Source organism: Tenacibaculum sp. UWU-22 (genome assembly GCF_041021355.1).
In the GTDB taxonomy this organism is placed as follows: Bacteria; Bacteroidota; Bacteroidia; order Flavobacteriales; family Flavobacteriaceae; genus Polaribacter.
This window is the reverse complement of record NZ_JBFNGP010000004.1, coordinates 194661-221122: the sequence shown is the minus strand read 5'-3', so window position 1 is coordinate 221122 and position 26462 is coordinate 194661. Positions and strand designations below refer to the sequence as shown.

Below are 26462 nucleotides of genomic sequence, written 5' to 3'. Positions count from 1 at the left end.
TTCGATGAAAAAAAAATATTTTTTATTTTGTATAGTACTCTTATCTGTAAAAATAAGTGTAAGCCAGACGGTACAGTTATCTACTTTTTCGAAAATAAGTATTGTAACAGTTGGCCCAGGTAAAAAACTTTATGAAAAATTTGGGCACTCTGCTATTCGAGTAAAAGATCCTGTTTTAGGTTTAGATTTAATTTATAATTATGGAATCTTTGATTTTAATGCGCCTAATTTTTATACCAATTTTTTTAAAGGAAAATTAATTTATAAGCTAGTAGGCTATCCGTTTCGATATTTTAAAGAAGATTATACAAGAGATAAACGTTGGGTTAAAGAGCAGGTTTTAAATCTTACTGAACAAGAGCGGCAACAGTTTTTTATGTATTTATACAATAACGCTAAGCCTGAAAATGCAAATTATCTATACGATCCATTTTTTAATAATTGCGCTACTAAAATGCGCGATGTTACTACTTCGATATTAGGCGACAAGGTTACTTTTTCGACTGATTTTGTCAAGCAAAATAAATCGCTTAGACAGTTAATGAACCAAGAAGTATATTGGAATACTTGGGGGGGCTTAGGGCTTAATTTAATATCGGGTTGTAAGCTTGATAAAAAAGTGGAAGCTATGGCTTACATGTTTTTGCCTAAATACGTTTATGAATCATTTAAAAATGCAACGGTTTTTATAGAAAATCAACCTAAAAAATTGGTTAAAGAATCACGTACCATTTTAGATTTTAAAGAACCACCTCTTAAAAGCGATACGATTAGTCCGCTTTTAATTTTTACTGTTTTATTGGTGCTGGGTTTGTTTTTTACCTATCGCGATTATAAAAACAAAAAAGAGACAGTATGGTTTGATTTTTTGCTGTTTTTTTTAACAGGAATAGTAGGGGTTATTGTTGTTTTTATGTGGTTTTTTACCTCTCATTCTGCCACCCCAAATAATTTAAATTTTTTATGGGCATTTGCACCTAATGTGGTAGTTGGTTTTTTACTGTTTAAGAAAAATAAACCGCAATGGTTACAAAAATATATTGGGTTATTACTAATAATGTTGGTGGCAATGATATTGATATGGATATTAAAAATACAAGTGTTTAGTTGGTGTTTGTTACCTATTTATGCATTACTTTTAATTAGATACTTATTTCTTTTTAAAAGTAAAGCCTTAATAAATTAACCTAAACTGTAAAGCTAAAAAAAGCAGAAATCATAATTATGATTTCTGCTTTTTTTATATTGTTATTGTATTCAATATTTAAATTAGATGCTTTTACTTGGCAACATTTACCGCTCTTGTTTCTCGAATTACGGTAACTTTTACCTGTCCAGGATATGTCATATCGTTTTGAATTTTTTGAGAGATGTTAAACGATAATTCAGCGGCTTTGGTGTCGTTAACTTTTCCGCTTTCAACCATAACTCGTAATTCTCTACCTGCTTGAATAGCATATGCTTTTTGTACACCATTAAATTCAAAAGCAATATTTTCTAAATCTTTTAAACGTTGTATATAGCTGTCTAATACTTGACGGCGTGCACCGGGTCTAGCCCCCGAAATAGCATCACATACTTGTACAATTGGAGCAATTAAACTTTTCATTTCTATTTCGTCGTGGTGAGCACCAATAGCATTACAAATATCTGGTTTTTCACCAAATTTTTCTGCCCATTGCATACCTAGTAAAGCATGAGGTAGTTCACTTTCGGTATCGGGTACTTTACCAATATCATGAAGTAAACCTGCTCGTTTAGCTGCTTTAGCATTAATACCCATTTCTGCCGCCATAATACCACAAAGGTTGGCAACTTCGCGTGAGTGTTGTAATAAATTTTGACCGTAAGAAGAACGGTATTTCATTCGTCCAACAATTTTTATAAGTTCAGGGTGTAAACCGTGAATTCCTAAGTCAATAATAGTACGTTTACCAACTTCAATAATTTCTTGTTGAATTTGTTTCTCGGTTTTATTTACCACTTCTTCAATACGAGCTGGATGAATTCTACCATCGGTAACTAATTTATGCATGGATAAACGAGCTATTTCTCTACGTACAGGGTCAAAACAAGAAAGAATAATAGCTTCAGGTGTATCGTCAACAATAATTTCAACTCCTGTTGCAGCTTCTAAAGCACGAATGTTTCGCCCTTCGCGACCAATAATTCTACCTTTTACATCGTCAGATTCGAGGTTAAAAACAGATACACAGTTTTCTATAGCTTGTTCTATACCTACTCTTTGAATAGTGCCTAATACTACTTTTCGGGCTTCTTGTTCGGCAGTAAGTTTGGCTTCTTCTACCATTTCTTGAACGTAAGCCATAGCATCGGTTTTTGCTTCATCTTTTAATGAGGCTACTAATTGTGTTTTTGCTTCATTGGCAGATAAACCAGATATTTGTTCTAATAGGTCGACCTGTTGTTTATGTTTCTTTTTTAACTCAGTTTCTTTTTTTTCTAAAAAATCTAATTTTTTATTAAAGTCATTTTCTTTTTGTTCTAAAGCGTGATTAAGTTTTTTGTTTTTATCGAGTTGCGAAGATATTTGCGATTCTTTATCGCGTGTTCGCTTTTCTACTTCGCCAATCTTTTTTTCGCGAGAAAGAATTACTTTTTCATGCTCTGCCTTTAGTTCTATAAATTTTTCTTTGGCTTGTAAAATTTTATCTTTTTTAATGGCATCAGCCTCTACCTTTGCTTCTTTTAATATTGTGTTTGCTTGTTTTTGTGTTTCTTGTATAAGTTTATTTGCAGCTGATTTTTCTATCATTTTCGCAATAAAAAAACCTATTCCTACTCCTAGTATTCCTGCTAAAACAGGAAGTATTATTCCATTCATGATTTTAATTTATTTGTATAAAAAAAGCCTACATTAATAGGGTTTCAAAAACTCCGAAAAAACAAGTTTAGGACTAACTGATTTATCAAGGATCCGTTTAAGGTAACAAAAATGTTACCTTCGGCTTGCTTTCCTAATCAAGACTTATCCTTTTTAATTGAATAGTGTTGAGTTTAACAAACAATATATTAATGTAGGCAGTAATATAATTTTATTTTAAAGAACTTATTTTTCTAAATAATAACTAACCATTTGGGTTAATTTATTAATTTTTTCTAATGCTTCAGTAGTTGTTTCGGTTGTTTGTAGCGAAGTTATTTCAGCTTTAGAAGCAAATTGTAAAGCGCACATAGCCAATACATCTTGCTTATCATTAACGGCATAATTTTCTTCAAATTTTGCAATTAATGCGTTAATGTTTTTTGCCGCTTTTCGCATTCCTTCTTCTTCTTGTGTATTGTTTACACTTAAGGGATATGATCTGCCAGCAATTACAACATTTACCTTTAACTTTGCCACTACTAATGAACTTTTTACTTACTCAATTGAATGATACATTTATCAATCTCTCGAATTAAAGCATTTATCTTGAGTTTTGTATTTCTCGTATTTTCTTTACTACCTTCTATAGTTTTAGCAACTTTCAACAACTCATATTGTTCTTGTTGTTTATTTAATCGTTGCTCTTTTTCTTGTAATAAAAACTGTAATTCGGTATTGTTTTTAACTAGTGCCTTATTTTCTTTTTGTAGAAATTCATAGTTGGTTAATAAGTTTTTTAACTTATCTTCCAGTAAATGAATTGCTTTCAAAGTATTACTCATTGTTATTTCAAGAATAAACTATAACAACAAAGTTAATAATCTGTTTTAGATATACAACTATTTTTTTCTTTTTGTTCAATACCCCAACATTAACTTTCTAATTTTGGTATAGTTTTAGTACATTTTTACTACATTCGTTCTATAATTATGAGAAAATTTAAGTACTTTTTATTTTTAGCTTTTTTATTCGTTTCGCTTTTAACATACAGTCAACAACAGTATCCTCAACATTATTTTAGTAGCCCATTAAAAATACCGATTACTTTAGCTGGAACTTTTGGTGAATTGCGTGCAAATCATTTTCATTCGGGGTTAGATATTAAAACATTAGGTAAAGAGGGTTTAAAAGTATATGCTCCAGCAGATGGTTACATATCACGTATTAAAGTTTCGCAATGGGGGTACGGAAAAGCGCTTTACATTACGCACCCTAATGGTTATACAACGGTATATGCTCATTTAAGTAGGTTTGCAGCACCCATTCAAGCCTATATTAAAAAAGTTCAGTATCGAAAACAGAGTTATGATACAGGAAACCTTTTTTTTGGTCCAGAAAAATTTAGAATAAAGAAGGGGCAGGTAATTGCTTATACGGGCGATACGGGAAGTTCTGGCGGGCCTCATTTACATTTTGAAATTAGAAACACCAAATCAGAAAAAGTGATTAACCCTATGTTTTTTGGTGTAAAACCAACAGACACCAAGGCACCTGTTTTTAAGAAATTAATGGTATATCCGTTAAGTAATGATGCTCGTATTAATAGCACAGCAACAAAAACAATTATACCCATTAAAAATATAGGTAATAATACTTATGTTGGAGATAGAATAATGGCAAGTGGGGTTATCGGTTTTGGAGTTGATGTTTTTGATCAATTAAATGGCGCTCCAAACCATAACGGAATTTATAGTTTAGAAATGAAAGTTAACGGATTACCTATGTATTATCACAATGTAGAAACTTTTTCATTTCAAGAGAGTAAGTATATTAATTTGTTAATAGACTATTCGTATTTTGCAAAATATCGTAATCGAATACAAAAAACCTATAAAACCAACAGTAATAAATTAAGTATATATAAAAACTTGATTAATAACGGAAAATTAAAAATTGAAAATGGAGCTAGTTATCAAGTAGAAATTATAGCTAAAGATTTTAAAGGAAACACATCCACTGTAAAAATACCCATTAAAGGAGTAGAAACTACTCTTTTGTTTAAAACAAAAGATACTACGCCATATAAAATTACGGCAAAAAACTTTACTAAGTTTAAACAAAAAAATGTTACAGTGGCATTTCCTAAAAATACATTTTATGAAGATTGTTATTTAGATTTTGAAGTCGCTGATAATATTGCTAAAATTCATGAACCTACAATTCCTTTAGATAAAAGTTATACTTTAACCTTTGATGTTTCTAACTATTCAGAAAGTCAAAAAAAACAATTGTATATTGCTAACGTAACTAAAAAAAATAGTTCATATTATGTAACTACTCGAAAAAAAGAAAACATTATGTATACGTTAGTTAAAAACTTAGGTAGTTATACTTTAAAATCAGATACTCAAAGCCCAACCATAACTTTGGTTAATTTTAAAAATAATCAATGGGTGTCGAAATTAAATAATTTGAAAGTAAAAATAACCGATTCAGATTCAGGTATAGATATTTATAGAGCAACTATTGATAATCAATGGGTTTTAATGGAATACAACCATAAAAAAGGAATTTTAACATATGATTTTAATGATAAAAAATTGGTTGGTAGCAAACATGTATTTAAACTTGCGGTTTCTGATAATGTAGGAAATACTAAAAATATTTCAGTAACGTTTTTTAGAAAATAGGTATTTTGAAACATAGTGTATTATTTTTTTTATTATTACCGCTAACCCTTTTTTCGCAAAAAACAGCTATAGTAAAAGGCGTAGTTGTAAATGAATTTAATAATCCTATAGAAAATGTTGCTATAACGTATTTAGATCAAGGTACTACAACGAATAAAAAAGGGGAGTATCAATTTACAATTCCACTTTTAAAAACCGTTAAAGTAACGTTTACCCATTTATCGTATAAAACAATTACCCAAAAATTTACGGCAAGAAGCACGCGAACATTTAACTTTAATGCTGTATTACTTGTTAAGAATAAAGAATTAAAAGAAATATTAATTAAAAATCAAGAAAAAGAAGCACAAGGAATCACCAAGATTGATGTAAAAAAGGCAGTTAATTTAATAGGAGCGAATGCAGGGGTTGAAAATGTATTAATGACGCTTCCAGGTGTAAATAACACCAATGAATTAAGTACACAATACAATGTTAGAGGGGGTAATTTTGATGAAAACTTAGTATATGTAAACGGAATAGAAGTTTATCGCCCATTTTTAATTCGGTCAGGGCAACAAGAAGGACTTAGTTTTATAAACCCTCATTTAATACAAAATATTAATTTTTCTGCAGGTGGGTTTCAATCGAAATATGGCGATAAATTGTCATCGGTTTTAGATATTACCTATCGAAAACCCACCGAGTTTAAGGCGCAATTAGATTTAAGTTTATTAGGTATAAGTGCTACTGTAGAAAATCAATTGTTTAACAATAAGCTAAGCGCCATTTTAGGTATTCGTTATCGCAACAATAGTTTGTTTGTAAACCATAAACAAACAGAAGTAAATTTTAAACCTCGATTTGTTGATTTACAGGCTTATTTATCGTATAAATTTAATAAACAATTTTCGTTAAACTTTTTAGCTAATACCTCTGTTAATGATTATAATTACAAACCCTTAACTAGAAGAACCCGTTTTGGCACTCTTGTAAATCCGTTAGAACTTGTTGTGTTTTATAAGGGGCAAGAAAAAGATACTTACCGAACGTTATTTGGAGCTTTATCGGCTGATTTTAAGGTGAATGAAAATGTAAAGATTATCAGTACAGTTTCCAATTTTAACACTCAAGAACAAGAATATTTTGATATTGCAGCGTCATATAATCTCGGAGAAGTTAATACATCAGTTGGTTCTGAAAATTTTGGCGAAGTACAATTTTATAATGGAGTAGGGTCTCAACTTAATCATGCTCGTAATGATTTAGATGCCCTTATATCTAATGTACAAATACGAGCAGTTTTAAAAAATGGAACCAACCAATGGGAGGCTGGAGTGAAATATCAAAACGAAAATAATAAAGATAGAATTAGAGAATGGGAAATGATTGATTCGATTGGTTTTGCTATTCGACCACCCAATAAAAACATACTAAATCACCAACCGTATGAGCCTTTTACAGGCCCTATAGAACCCTTTAAAAATATTAGAAAAACAAATCAAGTAGTTATTGATAGACTTTCAGGATTTGTTCAGTTTAGTAGAAAAACAGATTGGAAAAACCATCAAATTTGGATGAATTTAGGTGCAAGGGCGCAACGTTGGGTTGTAACTAACAATACGCTAACCACAACACCTCAACTTATTTTTAGTCCACGAGCACAATTTGCGATAAAACCAGATTGGAAAAAAGATATGCTTTTTAGAATATCTGGTGGATGGTATTCGCAACCACCTTTTTATAAAGAACTAAGAGATGACAATGGGCATGTAAATTTGGCAGTAAAGGCACAAAAATCGATTCATGTGGTATTGGGCAATGATTATAGTTTTTCAATGTGGGAAAGACCTTTTAAACTTACCGCCGAGGCATATTATAAAAATTTGTTTGATGTTAATGCTTATACAGTTGATAATGTTCGCATTCGTTATAAAGCCGATAATACCTCTGTTGCTTATGCTTATGGTATTGATCTTCGTTTAAATGGCGAATTTGTACCTGGTAATGATAGTTGGGTAAGTTTAGGATTTTTAAAAACAGAAGAAAACAACAATAATCGCGGTTATATTGCTCGACCTACCGATCAACGTATAAAATTAGGAATTTTATTTCAAGACTATGTGCCTAATTTACCAGATTTAAAAGCTCATTTAAATTTGGTCTACAATACAGGAGTGCCTGGAGGAGCACCTGCTTATGCCGATTCTTACCAGTACCAAAATAGGTTAAAAGATTACAGTAGAGCAGATGTGGGTATTTCGTATATTTTTAAAGACGCCTCTAAACAAAGCACTATAAACTTTTTTAATAGTTTTAAAGAGTTTACATTAGGTTTAGAAATTTTTAATTTATTTGATATGCAAAATGCAATTACCAATACATGGGTTCGTGATTCTTATTCTAAACGGCAATACGGTATTCCTAATTATATGACTGGTCGTGTTTTAAATTGTAAAATTTCTATGAAATTTTAAATTATTTTTAAAGCTTAAACTATAGTGATAGCTATAGTTTAAGCTTTTTTATTTTTTTCTTCAATCCATTTTCTTGCATTAACAAAAGCTTCTAACCAAGGAGAAACTTCGTCTTGTCGGTTTTTTGGATAGTGAGCCCAATTCCACTGAAAAGTTGAACGTTCTATGTGTGGCATTGTTACTAAATGGCGTCCAGTTTTATCACATAACATTGCTGTATTATAATCGGAACCATTAGGGTTGTTAGGGTACCCCTCATAACTATACTTAGCAACAATATTGTAATTTTCTTCTGTTTCAGGTAGTCTAAATTTACCCTCTCCATGAGAAATCCAAACCCCTAGTTCTGTCCCTGCTAAATTACCTAACATAACAGAGTTGTTTTCTTTAATTTTTACTGAAGTAAACGAGCTTTCATGCTTATTAGAATCGTTGTATAACATTTTTCCATGTTCGGTATGTTCTGGATTAATTAATTCTAATTCCATAAATAGTTGACACCCGTTACATATACCTACCGATAGGGTGTTTTCTCGCTCAAAAAAGTTTTTTAAAGCGGTATTAGCTTTTTCGTTATATAAAAATGCACCCGCCCATCCTTTAGCAGAACCTAATACGTCGGAATTAGAAAAACCACCAACGGCACCAATAAATTGAATATCTTCTAAAGTTTCACGCCCCGATATTAAGTCGGTCATGTGTACGTCTTTTACATCAAAACCAGCTAAATACATAGCATTTGCCATTTCGCGCTCAGAGTTAGAACCCTTTTCTCGAATAATGGCGGCTTTTGGTCTTGATTGCGTTTTGTTTTTAATATTTATTACATCAGCCAATTTTCCAGTGAAATGAGATGGAAAAGTGTATTGTAAAGGTTGGTTTTTAAAGTTGTCAAATCTGTTTTTAGCTAATCCATTTGCAGTTTGTTTATTATCTAATAAATACGAGGTTTTATACCAAGTATCTCTTAATTCAGCAATTGATAAAGCAAAAATATCTGAACCATTTTTAATATTTAATCGGTCAGACTCGATTACTGAACCAATTTTAAAGAATTCAATATTGTTATTGGTTAAAATTTGCTCTACCGAGTTATCTGTCGCTTGAAAAACAATTCCTGCATTTTCAGCAAATAATAGTTTTATACTATCTGCTTCATTCAGAGTTGATAAATCTATGTTAGCACCTATATTTATATCAGCAAAACACATTTCTAATAAGGTAGTGATTAACCCACCAGAAGCAATATCGTGTCCAGCAACAATTTTATCGTTGTTAATTAAGTTTTGTACGATGTTAAATGCAGATTTAAAAAACGTATTATTTGTTATATTAGGCGTAGTGTTACCTATTTTGTTTACTATTTGAGCAAACGAACTGCCTCCTAATTTAAAGTTATCTTGTGAAAAATTAATATAATAAATAGCTCCTTTATTTAACTGTAAAACGGGTTCAATTACTTTTGTAATATCGTTACAGTTTGCAGCGGCTGAAATAACCACAGTGCCTGGAGAAATTACTTCTTCATTTGGATATTTTTGTTTCATTGATAAAGAATCTTTTCCTGTAGGAATATTGATTCCTAAATCAATAGCAAAATCAGATACTGCTTTTACAGCAGTGTATAAACGAGCATCTTCACCTTCATTTTTACAAGGCCACATCCAGTTAGCAGATAATGACACTGATTGTAAACCATTTTTTAATGGAGCCCATATAATGTTGGTTAAGGCTTCGGCAATCGAATTTTTACTTCCTGCTTCAGGGTCTATTAAGCTTGAAATAGGAGAGTGCCCAATGGTAGTAGCAATTCCTTCTTTTCCTTTATAGTCTAAGGCCATCACCCCCACGTTGTTTAATGGTAGTTGTAATGCTCCAACACATTGTTGTTTAGCAACCTTTCCGCCTACACAACGGTCTACCTTATTGGTTAACCAATCTTTACATGCAACCGCTTCTAATTGTAAAACGTGAGCTAAATAGGTATTAAAATTTTCTTTTGAATAATTAACTGCTGCGTAATTTCTATCAACCGTTTTGTCAACTATAATTGTTTTAGGTGAACTGCCAAACATATCATTTAAATCTAAATCCATTGGTTTGTCACCATTGGTTTTAGACTCAAAAGTAAAACGATGATCACCTGTTACATCGCCAACGGTATACATTGGAGAACGTTCGCGTTCAGCAATTTTATGTAGGGTATTAATATGTTTTTCGGCAATTACTAAACCCATACGTTCTTGCGATTCGTTGCCTATAATTTCTTTGTCTGATAAGGTGGGGTCTCCTACAGGCAATTTATCTAAGTCAATTTTTCCGCCAGTATCTTCAACCAATTCAGATAAGCAATTTAAATGACCACCTGCACCGTGATCGTGAATTGAAACAATATAATTTTCATTACTTTCTACCATGCCACGAATAGCATTGGCAGCACGTTTTTGCATTTCAGGATTAGAACGTTGTATAGCGTTTAGTTCTATTCCTGTTGAAAATTCACCAGTATCTGCCGATGAAACAGCTGCGCCTCCCATACCAATGCGATAGTTGTCGCCTCCTAAAATAACAATTTTGTCACCTTCTTGAGGGGTTTCTTTAATGGCTTGGTCTTTTTTGCCATATCCAACTCCACCTGCTTGCATAATTACTTTATCAAAACCAAGTTTTCGAGCTGATGTGTTTTTATTGTCGCTTTGCTCGTTATGCTCAAAAGTTAATACCGATCCACAAATTAATGGTTGTCCAAATTTATTACCAAAATCAGAGGCTCCGTTAGATGCTTTAATTAAAATATCCATAGGCGTTTGGTATAGCCACTCTCGTTCATCCATTGCCTTTTCCCATGGACGGTCTTTTTCTAAACGTGAATACGAAGTCATGTAAACAGCTGTTCCTGCTAAAGGTAATGACCCTTTTCCACCAGCCAATCTGTCACGAATTTCACCTCCAGAACCTGTGGCAGCACCATTAAAGGGTTCAACAGTGGTAGGAAAGTTATGGGTTTCGGCTTTTAAAGAGATAACCGATTCGAACTCTTTAGTTTCGTAAAAATCAGGTTTGTCAGCACTTTTAGGAGCAAACTGTTCTATTTTTGGACCTTTAACAAAAGCCACGTTATCTTTATAGGCAGAAACAATGTCATTAGGATTTTGTTTTGACGTTTCTTTGATAAGTTTAAATAATGATGATGGCATTTCTTGATCATCAATTATAAACGTACCGTTAAAAATTTTATGGCGACAGTGTTCTGAGTTTACTTGTGAAAACCCAAAGACTTCACTATCGGTTAATTTTCTGCCAATTTTAGCGGCTACTTGCTCTAAATAGGTGATTTCTTCATTGCTTAACGCTAATCCTTCCTGTTCGTTATAGGCAGCAATGTTGTCAATTTCTAAAATTGGTTCGGGCTCAATATCAATAGTAAAAGTATTTTGATGTAAGCCTTTGAATTTTTGCGAAATCATGGGGTCAAAATCAGAAAAATCACCTGTTACAGCTTTAAATTTTTCGATTCGAATAATATCAGTAATACCCATGTTTTGGGTAATTTCTACAGCATTGGTGCTCCAAGGAGTAATCATGGCAGCTCTTGGGCCAACAAAAAAGGCGTCGATAGACGCCGTATTTATTTTAGGCTGGTTACCAAATAACCAAGTAAGTTTAGAAATTGTTTTTTGTGGTAATTCTTTTGTTGTTTGAACGGCAAAAACGATGTTGCTTGCGTTTCCAAAAAAATGAATCATTTCGCAGTTGATTTTGAGTGTTTTTCGAAAGCACAAATTTACTTTTTTTCAGTGAAATAGCAGTACGAAAAGAGCGAAATTTTAAAGATTTATCAAGGTGTTTTTAGATAGTTTATTTTCTTGTATTTAAATAGCGTGTAATACCGTTTGTTTTCTTTTTAGGTATTACTTTTTTTGTAAAAGAGCCATGTAAAAACCATCGAATCCAGAAATATGAGCAAATACCTTATTATCTTTTACTAACGAAAAATCTTTGCCTGCTTCAGAGGTTAAAAATTTATTTATTTGTTGCTGATTTTCAGAAGGCAATATAGAACACGTAGCATAAACTAATTTTCCGCCAGGTTTTACCATTTTGCTGTATTGCTGTAGTACAGTTTGTTGGGTATTGCGAATGGTATCTAAAAATTCGGGTTGCAATTTCCATTTACTATCAGGGTTTCTGCGTAAAACCCCTAAACCAGAACACGGAGCATCAATTAAAACACTGTCAGCTTTACCGTATAATTTTTTTATCGGTTTGGTAGAATCAATAACTTTAGTGTCAATGTTATGTATGTCATTTCGGCGGGCTCTAACTTTAAGTTTTTTTAGTTTACTCTCGTAGATATCCATCGCAATAATTTGTCCTTTATTTTCCATTAAAGAAGCCAAATGCAATGTTTTGCCACCCGCACCTGCACAGGTATCAATTACTTTTGAACCAGGTTTAACCTCTAAAAAAGGAGCAACTAGCTGAGAAGAAGCGTCTTGTACTTCGAAAAAACCTTTTTTAAATGCTTCGGTTTTAAAAACATTGGCTCGTTCTACCAGCTTAAGAGCATCATTATACCCTTTAATAAATTCAGTTTTAATACCCTCTAAGGCTAATTGTTTTTGTAAATTTTGCTTGGTTGTTTTAAGAGTGTTTGTTCTTAAAATAACTTCGGCTTGTTTGTTAAGAGCGGCAATTTCTTTTGTCCAAGTTTCGTCACCAAGTTCTTGTGCTCCAAGCGCATCAATCCAATCAGGTATAGATTCTCGAAACTTTCTAATTTTAGAAAGTTCGTCAAATTTACCTTTTATTCTTCGAGTAGGGGTGGGCTCTATTTGATTCCAATCTGGTAAAGGAATACCTCTTAATACACACCAAACAGAGAATAGTCGCCATAAATCGGGTCTAGAAAAAGGGGCTTTTACATTGGCAATTTCTGCATATAATCGTTTCCAACGTACAATATCGTATATCGTTTCAGCGACAAATTTTCGATCGCGAGCTCCCCAGCGTTTATCTCTTTTAAGTGCTTGCTCTACTGCCTTATCGGCATATATTCCTTCATTAAAAATATCTCTAAGACTATCAATTACTGCAAAAACTAAATTTCTATGCAACCTCATTACATTAATTTTAAGTAGGCAAAGATACGTTAATGCCTAATTTTTTTGGTTATTTTTTTCGTTTTAAGCTAAAAATAAAAAGGCTACCCTAAACAGGTAGCCTTTTTAATCAACTAACTCAAATAATTTACATAATGAAAAACAAGTTATCATATGTTATCGATTTTATACTGTCAAGCATCGTGCCAACAAATGTTATTTTCGTGTCTTTTTTGCTGGAATGATGAATATTTCACAATTATTTAACAGATATCGAATTTTGTTTAAAGAAATGATAAATTTGAGAGTGTCTTTTTTACTTTGATAGTTTTTAATTTATAGTATATTTGTTTCTGCTAATTTTTAGCTTACCCCATTTAAGTTAATTCTCTTTGAAAACAGATGATATGATAAAGAGTTGTTTGCTTGATTTGAAAAATCATTAAATTAAAACATTAAAAAATACTCGTTAAAATTAAATTTATTAAAATGAAATTATTAGAAAATAAAACAGTTATAATTACAGGAGGTACTCGAGGTATTGGTAGAGGCATTGCCTTAGAATTTGCTAAGCAAGGGGCTCATGTTGCTTTTACATATAGTTCTTCTGTAGAGGCGGCTACAGCTTTAGAAAATGAATTAAAAGCTTTAGGTGTTCAAGCAAAAGGATATCAATCAAATGCTGCAAATTTTGAGGCTGCTCAAGAGCTAGTGAAAAATGTGGTTGAAGCTTTTGGAACTGTAGATGTATTGATAAATAATGCAGGAATTACTAAAGACAATTTATTAATGCGCATTTCTGAAGATGATTTTGATAAAGTAATAGAAGTAAATTTAAAATCGGTTTTTAATTTAACAAAAGCAGTTATACGACCAATGATGAAGCAACGGTCGGGTTCAATTATAAATATGAGTTCGGTTGTTGGTTTAAAAGGAAATGCAGGACAGGCAAATTATGCTGCATCAAAAGCTGGTATCTTAGGTTTTTCTAAGTCTGTTGCCTTAGAGCTAGGGTCTAGAAACATTAGAAGTAATGTGGTAGCACCTGGTTTTATTGAAACTGAAATGACAGCAAAACTTGATGAAAAAGTAGTTGAAGGATGGCGAAATGAAATTCCTTTAAAACGTGGTGGAACACCAGAAGATATTGCTAATGCTTGTGTGTTTTTAGCATCGGATATGAGTTCGTATATTACAGGACAAACGTTGTCAGTTGATGGCGGGATGCTTACCTAATATGGTATAAAATAAATAAAAAAGACACTTAAAGCTATATAACCTTAAGTGTCTTTTTTATTTATTTTATATTTAAAAACATTATTCTAATCATCTTCAACAGCCCTTTCTATAATATTTTGAGGTAGTGCTTTTTTAGCTTTTGCGCCCATTTTTTTAAGTTTTTCTACACTAGTAATTAAGTTTCCTTTTCCTTCAACGAGCTTATTCATGGCGGCATTGTAATCGGCTTTAGAGGCATCAATTTTTTTTCCAATACCTATTAAATCTTTTAGTAACCCGTCAAATTTATCGTATAATGCGCCTGCTTGACGGGCAATTTCAATAGCATTTCGTTGTTGTTTTTCGTTATTCCACATGGTGTCAATAGTACGTAAAGTAGCTAATAAAGTGGTAGGTGTAACAATTACAATATTTTTTTCAAAGGCTTTGTTGTATAGGTTATTGTCTTCGTTAAGGGCAACTGCAAAAGCTGATTCTATAGGAACAAATAGCAATACAAAATCGGGTGATTCTATTTCGTAAATTGTTTCGTATTTTTTTTCTGATAATTGCTCAACATGTCTTTTTAAAGAATTAAGATGTTCTTTTAGAAAATGTTTTTTATCCGTTTCGTTATCGGTGTTTATATATTGCTCATATGCCGTTAATGACACTTTAGAGTCGATAATCATTTTTTTGCTATTGGGTAAATAAATTACCACATCGGGTAATATTCTTTTTCCTTCAGCAGAGGTAAAACTTTGTTGAACAAAATATTCTCGATCTTTTTCTAACCCCGATTTTTCTAAAACTCTTTCAAGCACTAATTCGCCCCAATTACCTTGTGTTTTACTATCACCTTTTAAGGCTTTAGTTAGGTTTATGGTTTCTTTGCTCATTTGAGCATTTAACTCTTTTAACCCTAATAATTGCTCTTTTAAAGCCGAATGCATACTAATACTTTCTTTTTGACTGTCTTCAACTTTTTTCTCAAATGTTTTTATTTTTTCTTGTAACGGATTTAAAATGGTTTGTATATTTTCTTTGTTTTGGGCAGTGAATTTAGTCGATTTTTCATCTAGAATTTTATTAGCTAAATTTTCAAATTCCTTGGTAAATTTTTCCTGTAATTTTTCTACTTCGGCTTTATTTTCATCAAGCTTTACTTGTAAGTTTTTTAAATCGGCATCTTGTCGAGTATTTACTTTTATTAAATTTTCTTTATCGTTTTGTACAACCTTTATTTCGCTTTGTAGTTCGTTAATGGTTTTTTCGGCTGTTTTTTGTATTTCTGCTAATACCGTATTACGCTCTTGTAAAACCATTTTTTGTTGGGTAAGTTTTAATTTGGTAAATACGTTTCCTAAAAGCAACCCAATAACAAGAGCAGTAATAGCTATGAGTATATATATAATTAATTCGTTCATTAATAAGTATTAGATGTTAAAGTTATTGTTTTATTGCCAAATAACATAGCCTAAGATGCAAATCTTATGAACCGATAAAAAACGGCTAATTTATACTATAAATTAAGGCTATTTAAAAACCTTATTATGGTATTTTAAATAGCCTTAAATAAATGATTACTTTAAAATTTTATCCTTTATAAAATGGTAGTTTTACAATAGTTGCAGGAATTGCTTTTTTGCGAATTTGAATGTGTATTTGTGTACCTGTTTCTGCAAAAATAATTGGTACATATCCCATGCCAATTCCTTTACCTAAACTTGGGCTCATGGTACCAGAGGTAACTTTACCTATAGTTATACCGTTGCCATCTACAATATCGTAATCTTTACGTGGAATTCCGCGTTCGTTTAATTCAAAAGCAACTAATTTGCGCTGAGGCCCTTCCTTTTTTTGTTTAAGTAAATTTTTAGCATTTACAAAATCTTTAGTAAATTTTGTTATCCAACCTAAACCTGCTTCAATAGGAGAGGTGGTGTCGTCAATATCATTACCATATAAACAATACCCCATTTCTAAACGAAGGGTGTCACGGGCGGCTAATCCTATTGGTTTTATACCATAATCGGCACCAGCTTCCATTACTTTGTTCCAAACTTGTTCTACTTCACTATTTTTACAATAAATTTCAAATCCACCCGAACCCGTATATCCCGTAGCAGAAATAATAACGTGTTCAATACCTGCAAAGTCGGCAATTTTAAATTTATAAAAGGCAATATCTGCTAAATCAATTGAAGTTAAAGATTGCATAGCCTCAACAGCTTTAGGACCTTGAATAGCTAATAACGAATAGTTTTCAGATAAATCTTTTAAATCGGCTCCAAACTCTTTGTTATATTGATTAATCCAATTCCAATCTTTTTCTATATTAGAGGCATTTACTACTAATAAATAGGTGTTTTCTTTAACGCGATAGCAAATTAAGTCGTCCACAATTCCATTATTTTCATTAGGAAAACAACTGTATTGAGCACTTCCTACTTTTAATTTAGAAGCATCGTTAGATGTTACTTTTTGTATTAAACTTAAAGCATTTTCTCCTTCAATTAAAAATTCACCCATATGGCTAACATCGAATACTCCCACGCCATTTCTAACGGTTTCGTGTTCTATATTTACCCCTTCGTATTGCACAGGCATGTTATACCCTGCAAAAGGTACTAGTTTTGCTCCTAAAGCTTCGTGTATATGCGTTAAAGCAGTATTTTTCATGTTTTAGTTTGTTGGTTTTTATTGCGCTAAAATATTGAAAAATAAGTGATTTTTGAACTTTAATCTTTTGTTAATTTTTTTTATTCAAAAAAAATAATTTTATTTTTACAACTTATGCTTAATTTTAATAAAAAATGGTTTTTCTAAGATATATACTAGTTAGTGTCTTGTTGGTTTGTTCTGAAATTTATTCGCAACAAGCAACTGATTTTTTATCGAAAGATTTTCATAGAGAAAGACGAAATATTTTACGTGCTAAAATGCCAAAAAATTCAGTAGCGGTTATATTTGCAAACCCTATTAGAAATCGGTCTAATGATGTAGATTATGTGTTTCACCAAGATCCTAATTTTTATTATTTAACAGGGTATAGAGAGCCTAATGCCGTTTTAGTTTTATATGCTGATATGCAAACTAGTGCAAACGGAAATACATTTAATGAAGTTTTATATGTGCAAAGAAGAGATAAAGAGAGAGAAATGTGGAATGGTAAGCGATTAGGGGTAGAAGGTGCAAAAAAAGAACTCGGTTTTACTACTGTAAAAACAACAGAAGAGTTTGAAACGGACCATATTGATTTTAAAAAATTCGATAAAATTTTTGTTGAAAAATTTAATGATGATTATCGAAATTCGATTTCAGATAAGGCTGAAACATATGATTTGGTAGAAAGTTTTAAAAAACAATCAGGTTATAATTTGGCAATTTTTAAGCCAACTAGTAATAATCCTTATGAAAAAGAATACAATCCTAAGGTTGATTTGGGTTTAAGTAAAAAAATAGATGTTGGTTTTTTGCCTTATGAGTTGGCTGGAATGCGAGAAATAAAAACTCCAGAAGAATTAAAACTATTAACCAAGGCCATTCGAATTTCAGCAATAGGTCAAATAGAAACAATGAAAGCGATGCAGCCTGGTATGAGCGAAACCGAAATTCAAGGAATTCATGAATTTGTTTACAAAAAATACGGAGCAGAATTTGAGGGATATCCGTCAATTGTAGGTTCAGGAAATAATGGGTGTATATTGCATTATATTGAAAACGACAAACCTACGGTTGGTAACAATTTGGTTTTGATGGATGTAGGAGCAGAATATCATGGTTATACGGCAGATGTTACACGTACGATACCTGCAAATGGAAAATTTAATGCGCAACAAAAAGCAATTTATAACTTAGTGTTAAAAGCTCAAAAGGCAGGTATTGAGGCTTGTAGGGCTGGAAATTTATTTTGGGCTACTAAACTAGTGACTAAAAAAATTATAAATCAAGGGCTTTTTGATTTAGGAATTATAAAATCAATAGATCAAAAACACAAATATTTTCCGCACGGAACTTCGCATCATATTGGTTTAGATGTACATGATTTATCAAATTATGGCGCTTTACAACCCAATATGGTAATTACTGTAGAGCCTGGGGTTTATATACCAAAAGGCAGTAATTGCGATAAAAAATGGTGGGGTATCGGTGTTCGAATAGAAGATGATGTTTTAATTACCAATAGTGCGCCTAAGGTTTTATCAGAAGAAGCACCTAAAACAGTAGAAGCAATAGAAAAAATGATGGCGAAAAAGAGTGTGCTTGACGATTTTATATTACCCGATTTAGATTAATTTATAGAAGTCTTTTTATTTTGAAAGAATATATTATTTTTATGTAATTTTGATTGCATTACTTTTTAATAATTTATTCTAGTGTCTCAGTATTTTATCGATGTTATATTACCGGTTCCTATACAAAAAACGTTTACCTATTCGATAAACAAATCAGAGGCAAATTTTATAAAAAAAGGAATGCGTGTTGCTGTTTCTTTTGGTAAAAACAAAATTTATACGGCTTTAGTTTTTGCCATTCATAATACTCCGCCAACAGTATACGAAGCTAAAGAAATTTATCAAATTTTAGACCAACACCCTATAGTTAATGAATTGCAACTACAGCATTGGCAATGGATTTCTGATTATTATATGTGTTCGTTAGGCGAGGTATATAGAGCCGCTTTACCAGCAGCTTTTTTATTAGAAAGCGAAACAGTAATTTATAAGCATAAAAATTTTAAAGACGAGGATACTTTAACTGATGATGAATTTTTAATTTTTGAAGCATTACAACATCAATCGCATTTAACAATTCAACAAGTAGTTGATATTTTAGAGAAAAAAAAAGTATTTCGTGTAATTGATGAATTGCTTAAAAAATCGGCAATATATGTTGAAGAAAAAATATACGAAACCTATAAGCCCAAGCTAGTAAAGTATGTAAAACTTAATAGTGCATACCATAAAGATGAAGCTTTACAAGAACTTTTAAAAACTGTTTCGAGAGCGCAAAAACAAAAAGAAGTTATATTAAGCTACTTTCAATTAAAAGCGAGTAAAAAACCCATAAAAGCCAAAGATTTACAAGCCCAATCAAATGCTTCCTCGGCTGTATTAAAAGCGTTGGTTGATAAAAATATTTTTGAGTTTTATTATTTACAAACTGATAGAATTCAATACCAAGGCAATACCAAGTCGTTAAAAGCATTAACAACATTTCAAGAAGAGGCTTTTGCTACCATAAAAGAATCATTTCAACAAAAAGATGTAACTCTATTACACGGTGTTACGGGTTCTGGAAAAACCGAAGTATATGTAAAATTAATACAAGAGGTTATTGATATGGGCAAACAAATACTATTTTTATTACCTGAGATAGCTTTAACCACTCAAATAATTAGTCGTTTACAAAATTATTTTGGAAATTATATTTCAGTATTTCATTCTAAATACTCGATACACGAACGTGTAGAAGTGTGGAACAACCTTTTGGCAAATAAACCTAAAGCACAAATTATTTTAGGTACCCGATCGGCTGTTTTTTTACCTTTTTCTAATTTAGGTTTAATTATTATTGATGAAGAACACGAAACTTCATATAAACAGTTTAAACCTTCGCCACGTTATAATGCACGTGATGCCGCTATTGTTTTAGGAGGTATGCAAAAAGCAAAAACCTTATTAGGGTCTGCTACCCCGTCTGTAGAAAGTTACTTTAATGCAACTCAACAAAAATATGGGTTTGCTACACTTACTCGGCGTTTTGGAGGGGTTCAATTGCCTAAAATTGAGTTAATTGACATTAAAGAAAAACATCGAAAAAAATTAATGACAAATCATTTTTCTGATACGATGTTACAGCTTATTAATGAGGCTTTGCTTGAAAAAGAACAGGTGATTTTATTTCAAAATAGAAGAGGTTTTTCGCCTGTTGTAGAATGTACTACTTGTGGTACATCGCCACAATGCCCTAATTGTGATGTGAGTTTAACATATCACAAATTTAAAAAAGAATTAAAGTGTCATTATTGCAATTACCAACGTGCTATGGTAAACACGTGTAACGCTTGTGGTAGTAACACTATAGATACAAAAGGATTTGGTACCGAACAAATTGAATCAGAATTAAATGAACTTTTTCCAGATTATACAATTGGGCGAATGGATTTAGATACGACTAGAGGTAAATACGGCTATCAAAAAATTATTGAAGCATTTGAAGCGCAAGAAATAGACATTTTAGTTGGTACACAAATGCTTTCTAAAGGATTGGATTTTAAAAATGTTTCATTGGTAGGGGTTTTAAATGCAGATACACTGCTAAATTTTCCTGATTTTAGAGCGCATGAACGTGCATATCAACTTATGGTTCAAGTATCGGGTAGGGCGGGGCGAGTTAAAAAACAAGGTAAAGTAGCTATTCAAACCTATAACCCATACCATACCATTTTACAACAAGTATCTACAACAAATTATATAGAAATGTATCAGCAACAGCTTCAAGATCGTTGGCAATACCATTATCCACCGTATTATAGGCTAATTAAAATTACATTAAAACATAGAAATTACATAACGGTTACTACAGGTGTTGATTGGTTAGCAAAAGCGTTACAAAATGTGTTTAAAGAAAATGCTTTAGGTCCTTCTGAACCATCTATTTCGCGAATTAGAAATCAATATCTTAAAAACATGGTAATTAAAATTGAACCTAAACAGTCGCTAGAAAAAACAAAAACGGAATTAAAAAAAATACGCAATACATTTCAAGCTATAAAAGAGTTTAAATCGATTCAATTTATTATTGATGTAGATGCTTATTAAGATGAAACACTCATTTTTTATTGAGCTATTATGGTGGGTTTATGATGGATTTTAAAATTACAAGAATTAGCGATAAAGCACTTTTTATTAGCTTCTATATGTAATTGAGTTGCTTGATTAATCTTATTTTTATCTGTAATTTTTATCGTTGGATTAAGGGTAACCTGAGTAAATTTTTCAATTCCGTTTTGAGTTTTCTCCATAATACCTATTGCATTGTCTAGATATTCTGTTACCACAATTTTATGTGTAGCGCATAAATGTAAATACCAAAGCATGTGGCAGGCTGATAAGGAAGATAAAAATAGATCTTCTGGATTATACCTCGTTTTATCCCCTAAAAACAAAGGGTCAGATGAACCCTTAATTTCAGCATACTTTCCGTCAGCTATAATTTGATGGTTTCTGCTATATGATTGATAACTCAGTGTACCTTCTCCTTGATTACCTGTCCATTCAACGGTTATTTCGTATATGTGATTTTTCACTCTTTACAGTTTTTTATAAGTTCCTAGGTAATTTGGCTAGGTTTGTTGTTAATGGCGTAGAGAGGTTTTAAAGTATTTAAATAATAAATACCACTATAAAGTTTGTTAACCTAATTGTTGTTTAGTATAATTTTTTCTATTGTAGCAGTTGTTTTACAGCGTTTTACGTATAGATTAATTTTTTGTAAACTATCTTTTCCTGTAATATAATACTCAGCACAAGGTTTTAATCTCGGTTTACTTTTAGAAAAATTTACATCTCCATTTTTTAAAATACTAGAAATTTGAGCGGTGTCAATTTTATTTAAAAGCATTATTTGTTTTGCTTCATCAGAAAAAATACGTTGTTTTATTCTAATTGTTTTAAGTGTTCGGGCATCCATTCCGTAATCGAAAGATACATTTTTTTGTTTCCAAAAAAAGTATACAATTAGACAACCAAAGGCTAGACCTATAAAGAAAAATAATAGTCTCCTAAGTAATTTCATTTTTATAAAATAAGTAAATTAATATCTCTGTACGGAAGGTTAAACCATTCGGCTACAGTTTTGCTAGTTAATATTCCGTGATAAAAATACATGCCATTTCTTAAACTTTTATCATAACGACAAGCATTTTCAAACCCCCCTTCATTAGCTATATTTAACAAGTAATAAGTAAATATGTTACTAATAGAAACCGAGGCGGTTCGTGCATAACGAGAAGGAATGTTAGGAACGCAATAGTGTATAACTCCGTGTTCTGTATAAACAGGTTTACTATGGGTGGTGATTTTTGAAGTTTCAAAACAGCCACCACGATCAATACTAACATCAACAATAACCGACCCTTCTTTCATTTTTTGAACCATCTCTTTGCTTACCACTACAGGAGAGCGTTCTTTGCCGCGTAACGCACCAATAACAACATCGCAACGCATTAAAGCTTTTTTTAATGTTTTGGGTTGTATTGTTGAGGTGTAAATAGGGCTGTTAAAACAATGTTGAAGTTTACGTAGTTTAGTAATTGAGTTGTCAAAAATTTTAACTCGTGTACCTAGGCCTAAAGCACAACGAGCGGCAAATTCACCAACAGTTCCTGCACCTAAAATAACAATATCTGTTGGGGGTACCCCGCCAATATTACCTAATAATAATCCATTACCTTGATTAACACTGCTCATCAGCTCAGAGGCTATTAAAACAGAGGCTGTTCCTGCAATTTCACTTAACGATTTTACAATAGGATACACCCCGTGTTCATCTTTTATATAATCAAAGGCTATAGCGGTAATTCGTTTTTTGGCTAAGGTTTCAAAATACTTTTTTGTTTGGGTTTTTAGTTGTAAAGCCGAAATTAAAACCGCTTGAGGGTTTATCATTTCCATTTCTTTTAAAGAAGGAGGTTCAACTTTTAAAATAATATTACAACTAAAAGCTTCTTTTACATCGTATGATATCTTTGCGCCTGCTTCTGAGTATTCTTTATCTGTAAAGTTTGCACCATCGCCCGCCCCAGTTTCTACAACTACGCGATGACCTTGTGCAGTTAGGGTAGCTACTGCGTCGGGGGTTAAACTTATGCGTTTTTCTTCAAAATATGTTTCTTTTGGCAGTCCTATAAATAAGTTTCCTTTTTGCTTTTTTATTTCCAACATTTCTGTTTGGGGCAACAATTCTTCCTTGCTAAATGGTGAATACAAACTCATAGATTTTTAAGTTGGATGTTACGTTGGTTATTTTCTGTTACTGAAATAATAATTTTTGTAGTTTCTAAAGGTAGTAAATTTTCTACATTTTCTGGCCATTCAACTAAACACCAGTTATTGGTGTATAAATAGTCTTCAATACCAATGTCATAAGCCTCTTCTTCGTTTTCAATTCTATAAAAATCAAAATGGTAAATAATTTGATTGTCGGTAGTTTTGTATTCGTTTACCAATGAAAAAGTAGGAGAGTGGGCAACATCTATCATGCCCAATTGTTTGCCAATCTCTTTTATTAATGTGGTTTTGCCAACGCCCATTTCTCCAAAAAAGAGTAGTGTTTTGTGTTTAGCTGTTTGTATTACCTCTTTAGCAATTAAGGGTAAATTTTCTAGAGAATAGGTTTTGTTCATACGCTACAAATATAAAAAAAACACTTGTCAAATTTTAAAAAACAAAAAACCTTATCAATGTTTAAATATTGATAAGGTTTTTTATATTTAGGTAACTAAAACTGTTTTTGTTTTAGTTTAATTTTTAATTAATTCTGATTGATTTCTAAATACCAATTTATCATCAAAAGCATCTAATAAAACAATGCTGTCAGAGGTTATTTTACCTTTTAAAATTTCTTTTGACAACTCATTTAAAACTTCTTTTTGAATAACTCGTTTTACTGGGCGAGCTCCAAATTCAGGTTGATAACCTTTTTTGGCTAAATAAGCAATTGCTTCATCAGTAGCATCAAAAGTTATATGCTGTTCTAAGAGCATTTTTTTAACATTATTTAATTGCAGTTTTACAATTTCTGTAATGTTTTCTTCTGATAATGGAGTAAACATGATAATGTCATCAATTCTATTTAAAAACTCTGGTCGAATAGTTTGTTTTAACAAACCTAATACTTCGGTTTTAGCGGTTTCCATCGCTGTGTGTATGTCGCCTTTAAAATTATCAAATTTCTCTTGAATAATATGGCTTCCCATATTAGAGGTCATAATAATAATTGTATTTTTAAAGTCGGCAACTCTACCTTTGTTGTCGGTTAACCTACCTTCGTCTAATACCTGTAATAAAATATTAAAGGTGTCAGGGTGAGCTTTTTCAATTTCGTCTAACAATACTACCGAGTATGGTTTTCTTCGTACAGCCTCGGTTAATTGTCCTCCTTCATCATAACCTACGTATCCAGGAGGCGCTCCTACTAAACGGCTTACCGCATGACGTTCTTGATATTCGCTCATATCAATACGAGTCATTGCATTTTCATCATCAAACAAATATTGAGCTAACGCTTTAGCAAGTTCTGTTTTACCAACCCCAGTTGTGCCTAAAAACAAGAAACTGCCAATGGGTTTGTTAGGGTTTTGTAATCCTGATCTAGAACGTCGAACAGCATCTGAAACAGCTTCTATAGCCTCGTTTTGTCCAACAACTCGTTTGTGCAATTCATCCTCTAGCATTAATAGTTTTTCACGTTCAGATTGAATCATTTTGGTTACAGGTATTCCTGTCCATTTAGCTACAACTTCAGCAATATCTTCATAAGTTACTTCTTCTTTTATTAATGAATTTCCTTGTTGATTAGCTAATTCGGTTTGTTTTTTATCTAATTCTTCTTGTTTTTCTTTTATTTTACCGTAACGCAATTCAGCAACTTTTCCATAATCACCATTTCGCTCAGCTTTGTCGGCTTCTAATTTGTAATTTTCTATTTCTGTTTTTAGCTGTTGAATACTATCTACCACACTTTTTTCTGATTGCCATTTAGCATTGACTTCGTTACGTTCTTCTTTTAAATTTGCTAAATCAGCATTTAACGAATTTAGTTTTGCTTCATCATTTTCACGTTTAATGGCTTCTATTTCAATTTCTAATTGCATAATTTTTCGATCCAAAACATCTAATTCTTCAGGTTTTGAATTAATTTCCATACGTAATTTAGAAGCAGCCTCATCCATTAAATCAATTGCTTTATCAGGTAAAAATCGATTGGTGATATAGCGTTGTGATAATTCAACTGCACCAATAATAGCTTCGTCTTTAATTCGTACCTTATGGTGAGCTTCATATTTATCTTTAATGCCACGTAAAATAGATATTGCGCTTTCGGTATCGGGTTCATTTACCATAACTTTTTGAAAACGACGCTCTAAAGCCTTGTCTTTTTCAAAATATTTTTGATATTCGTCTAGGGTAGTTGCTCCAATAGCACGTAATTCACCACGAGCTAAAGCGGGTTTTAATATGTTTGCGGCATCCATTGCTCCTTGTCCGCCACCAGCACCTACAAGTGTGTGAATCTCATCAATAAAAAGTACGATATCTCCATTAGATTTGGTTACTTCTTTTATTACAGATTTTAAACGTTCTTCAAATTCACCTTTATATTTAGCACCTGCTATTAAAGCTCCCATGTCTAATGAGAAAATTTGCTTGTTTTTTAAGTTTTCAGGCACATCGCCACGAATAATTCTATGAGCCAATCCTTCAACAATAGCTGTTTTACCAGTACCAGGTTCACCTACTAAAATAGGGTTGTTTTTGGTTCTGCGCGATAAAATTTGAAGCAATCGACGAATTTCTTCATCGCGCCCAATTACGGGATCTAGTTTTCCGTCTTGAGCTAATTTGTTTAAATTTTTAGCATATTTATCTAAGGAATTATAGTTCTCTTCAGCGCTTTGCGAGGTTACTCGATTACCTTTTCGTAACTCTTCAATGGCGGCTTTTAAATTTTTTTCGGTGACACCTTGGTCTTTTAAAACTTGCGCTATTTGACTTTTTGAATTAAAAATAGCTAAAATTATATGCTCAATAGAAACGTACTCATCATTCATTTTTTTTGCAATAAGAGACGCTTCTGTTAAAGTTTTACTGGCTTCACGAGAAAGCACAATGTCTGCACCAGAAACTTTAGGAAAACTTTCTAATTGTTTATCTAAAATTTGCTGTACAACGTTAATATTTACGTTGAGTTTTTTTAATAAAAATGGTAACACATTTTCATCAACTGAAAACAATGCTTTAAAAATATGTTCATTTTCTATTTGGTTATGACCATAACTTTGCGCTAACTGTTGCGCTTGCTGTATGGTTTCTTGCGATTTTATAGTGTAATTATTAAAATTCATACCTTTACTTTTTCAAATTTAATACCATTCAAAAAT

The 26462-nt window shown here is 31.9% G+C and carries 18 protein-coding genes and 1 other RNA gene; 6 read left to right on the top strand and 13 right to left on the bottom strand.

The window, feature by feature from the left end:
• The first annotated feature begins 4 nt into the window (after positions 1-4).
• Complete coding sequence (locus tag AB2B44_RS08635) at positions 5-1186, top strand: DUF4105 domain-containing protein (protein ID WP_369049176.1); 1182 nt, start codon at positions 5-7, stop codon at positions 1184-1186.
• Positions 1187-1279: 93 nt separating this feature from the next.
• On the opposite strand, the gene rny is transcribed toward AB2B44_RS08635, so the two are convergent.
• The 4 genes from rny to AB2B44_RS08615 all read right to left on the bottom strand — a co-directional run bounded on the left by rny (position 1280) and on the right by AB2B44_RS08615 (position 3669).
• On the bottom strand, positions 1280-2845 hold the full coding sequence (rny, locus tag AB2B44_RS08630; RefSeq protein ID WP_369049175.1) for a ribonuclease Y: 1566 nt from the start codon (positions 2843-2845) through the stop codon (positions 1280-1282).
• A 48-nt stretch (positions 2846-2893) separates the two neighbouring features.
• Positions 2894-3018, bottom strand: a non-coding RNA gene (gene ssrS / locus AB2B44_RS08625) — 6S RNA.
• A gap of 52 nt (positions 3019-3070) precedes the next feature.
• On the bottom strand, positions 3071-3364 hold the full coding sequence (locus AB2B44_RS08620) for a cell division protein ZapA (protein WP_369049174.1): 294 nt from the start codon (positions 3362-3364) through the stop codon (positions 3071-3073).
• 14 nt (positions 3365-3378) lie between these two features.
• On the bottom strand, positions 3379-3669 hold the full coding sequence (locus AB2B44_RS08615) for a hypothetical protein (protein WP_369049173.1): 291 nt from the start codon (positions 3667-3669) through the stop codon (positions 3379-3381).
• 147 nt (positions 3670-3816) lie between these two features.
• Here AB2B44_RS08615 and AB2B44_RS08610 point away from each other — a divergent pair, with 147 nt between their 5' ends.
• Complete coding sequence (locus AB2B44_RS08610; protein ID WP_369049172.1) at positions 3817-5517, top strand: M23 family metallopeptidase; 1701 nt, start codon at positions 3817-3819, stop codon at positions 5515-5517.
• A 5-nt stretch (positions 5518-5522) separates the two neighbouring features.
• Entirely contained in the window at positions 5523-7973 is a 2451-nt protein-coding gene (locus AB2B44_RS08605) for a carboxypeptidase regulatory-like domain-containing protein (protein WP_369049171.1), read from the top strand.
• Positions 7974-8011: 38 nt separating this feature from the next.
• Here the strand turns inward: AB2B44_RS08605 and purL are convergent, their stop codons facing one another.
• Both purL and AB2B44_RS08595 read right to left on the bottom strand, forming a co-directional pair.
• Positions 8012-11719, bottom strand: coding sequence for a phosphoribosylformylglycinamidine synthase (gene purL / locus AB2B44_RS08600; protein ID WP_369049170.1), 3708 nt, complete (start codon positions 11717-11719; stop codon positions 8012-8014).
• A gap of 165 nt (positions 11720-11884) precedes the next feature.
• Positions 11885-13096, bottom strand: coding sequence for an RsmB/NOP family class I SAM-dependent RNA methyltransferase (locus AB2B44_RS08595; RefSeq protein ID WP_369049169.1), 1212 nt, complete (start codon positions 13094-13096; stop codon positions 11885-11887).
• A gap of 468 nt (positions 13097-13564) precedes the next feature.
• Here AB2B44_RS08595 and fabG point away from each other — a divergent pair, with 468 nt between their 5' ends.
• Positions 13565-14311, top strand: a complete 747-nt coding sequence (fabG, locus tag AB2B44_RS08590; protein WP_369049168.1) for a 3-oxoacyl-[acyl-carrier-protein] reductase — start codon at positions 13565-13567, stop codon at positions 14309-14311.
• Positions 14312-14397: 86 nt separating this feature from the next.
• On the opposite strand, the gene rmuC is transcribed toward fabG, so the two are convergent.
• The gene (rmuC, locus tag AB2B44_RS08585; RefSeq protein WP_369049167.1) at positions 14398-15720 is read right to left on the bottom strand and encodes a DNA recombination protein RmuC; all 1323 of its coding nucleotides are present in this window, start codon (positions 15718-15720) and stop codon (positions 14398-14400) included.
• A 169-nt stretch (positions 15721-15889) separates the two neighbouring features.
• The gene (gcvT, locus tag AB2B44_RS08580) at positions 15890-16975 is read right to left on the bottom strand and encodes a glycine cleavage system aminomethyltransferase GcvT (protein WP_369049166.1); all 1086 of its coding nucleotides are present in this window, start codon (positions 16973-16975) and stop codon (positions 15890-15892) included.
• 134 nt (positions 16976-17109) lie between these two features.
• On the opposite strand from gcvT, the gene AB2B44_RS08575 reads away from it, so the two are divergent.
• Together AB2B44_RS08575 and priA are read left to right on the top strand one after the other, a co-directional pair.
• Positions 17110-18591: an aminopeptidase P N-terminal domain-containing protein gene (locus AB2B44_RS08575; protein ID WP_369049165.1), complete on the top strand. Its 1482-nt coding sequence runs from the start codon at positions 17110-17112 to the stop codon at positions 18589-18591.
• A gap of 81 nt (positions 18592-18672) precedes the next feature.
• Positions 18673-21120, top strand: a complete 2448-nt coding sequence (priA, locus tag AB2B44_RS08570; protein WP_369049164.1) for a primosomal protein N' — start codon at positions 18673-18675, stop codon at positions 21118-21120.
• Between the two features lie 17 nt (positions 21121-21137).
• Here priA and AB2B44_RS08565 read toward each other — a convergent pair whose 3' ends face one another.
• The 5 genes from AB2B44_RS08565 to clpB form a co-directional block, all read right to left on the bottom strand.
• Positions 21138-21608 (bottom strand): OsmC family protein, encoded by a 471-nt coding sequence (locus AB2B44_RS08565; protein WP_369049163.1) that lies wholly within the window; start codon positions 21606-21608, stop codon positions 21138-21140.
• Positions 21609-21718: 110 nt separating this feature from the next.
• Positions 21719-22096, bottom strand: a complete 378-nt coding sequence (locus AB2B44_RS08560) for a DUF4258 domain-containing protein (protein ID WP_369049162.1) — start codon at positions 22094-22096, stop codon at positions 21719-21721.
• Between the two features lie 2 nt (positions 22097-22098).
• The gene (locus AB2B44_RS08555) at positions 22099-23295 is read right to left on the bottom strand and encodes an alanine dehydrogenase (RefSeq protein ID WP_369049161.1); all 1197 of its coding nucleotides are present in this window, start codon (positions 23293-23295) and stop codon (positions 22099-22101) included.
• Entirely contained in the window at positions 23292-23705 is a 414-nt protein-coding gene (gene tsaE, locus AB2B44_RS08550; RefSeq protein WP_369049160.1) for a tRNA (adenosine(37)-N6)-threonylcarbamoyltransferase complex ATPase subunit type 1 TsaE, read from the bottom strand. Before tsaE ends, AB2B44_RS08555 begins: the two co-directional genes overlap by 4 nt.
• Before the next feature lie 117 nt (positions 23706-23822).
• On the bottom strand, positions 23823-26426 hold the full coding sequence (gene clpB, locus AB2B44_RS08545; RefSeq protein WP_369049159.1) for an ATP-dependent chaperone ClpB: 2604 nt from the start codon (positions 26424-26426) through the stop codon (positions 23823-23825).
• Positions 26427-26462 lie beyond the last annotated feature (36 nt).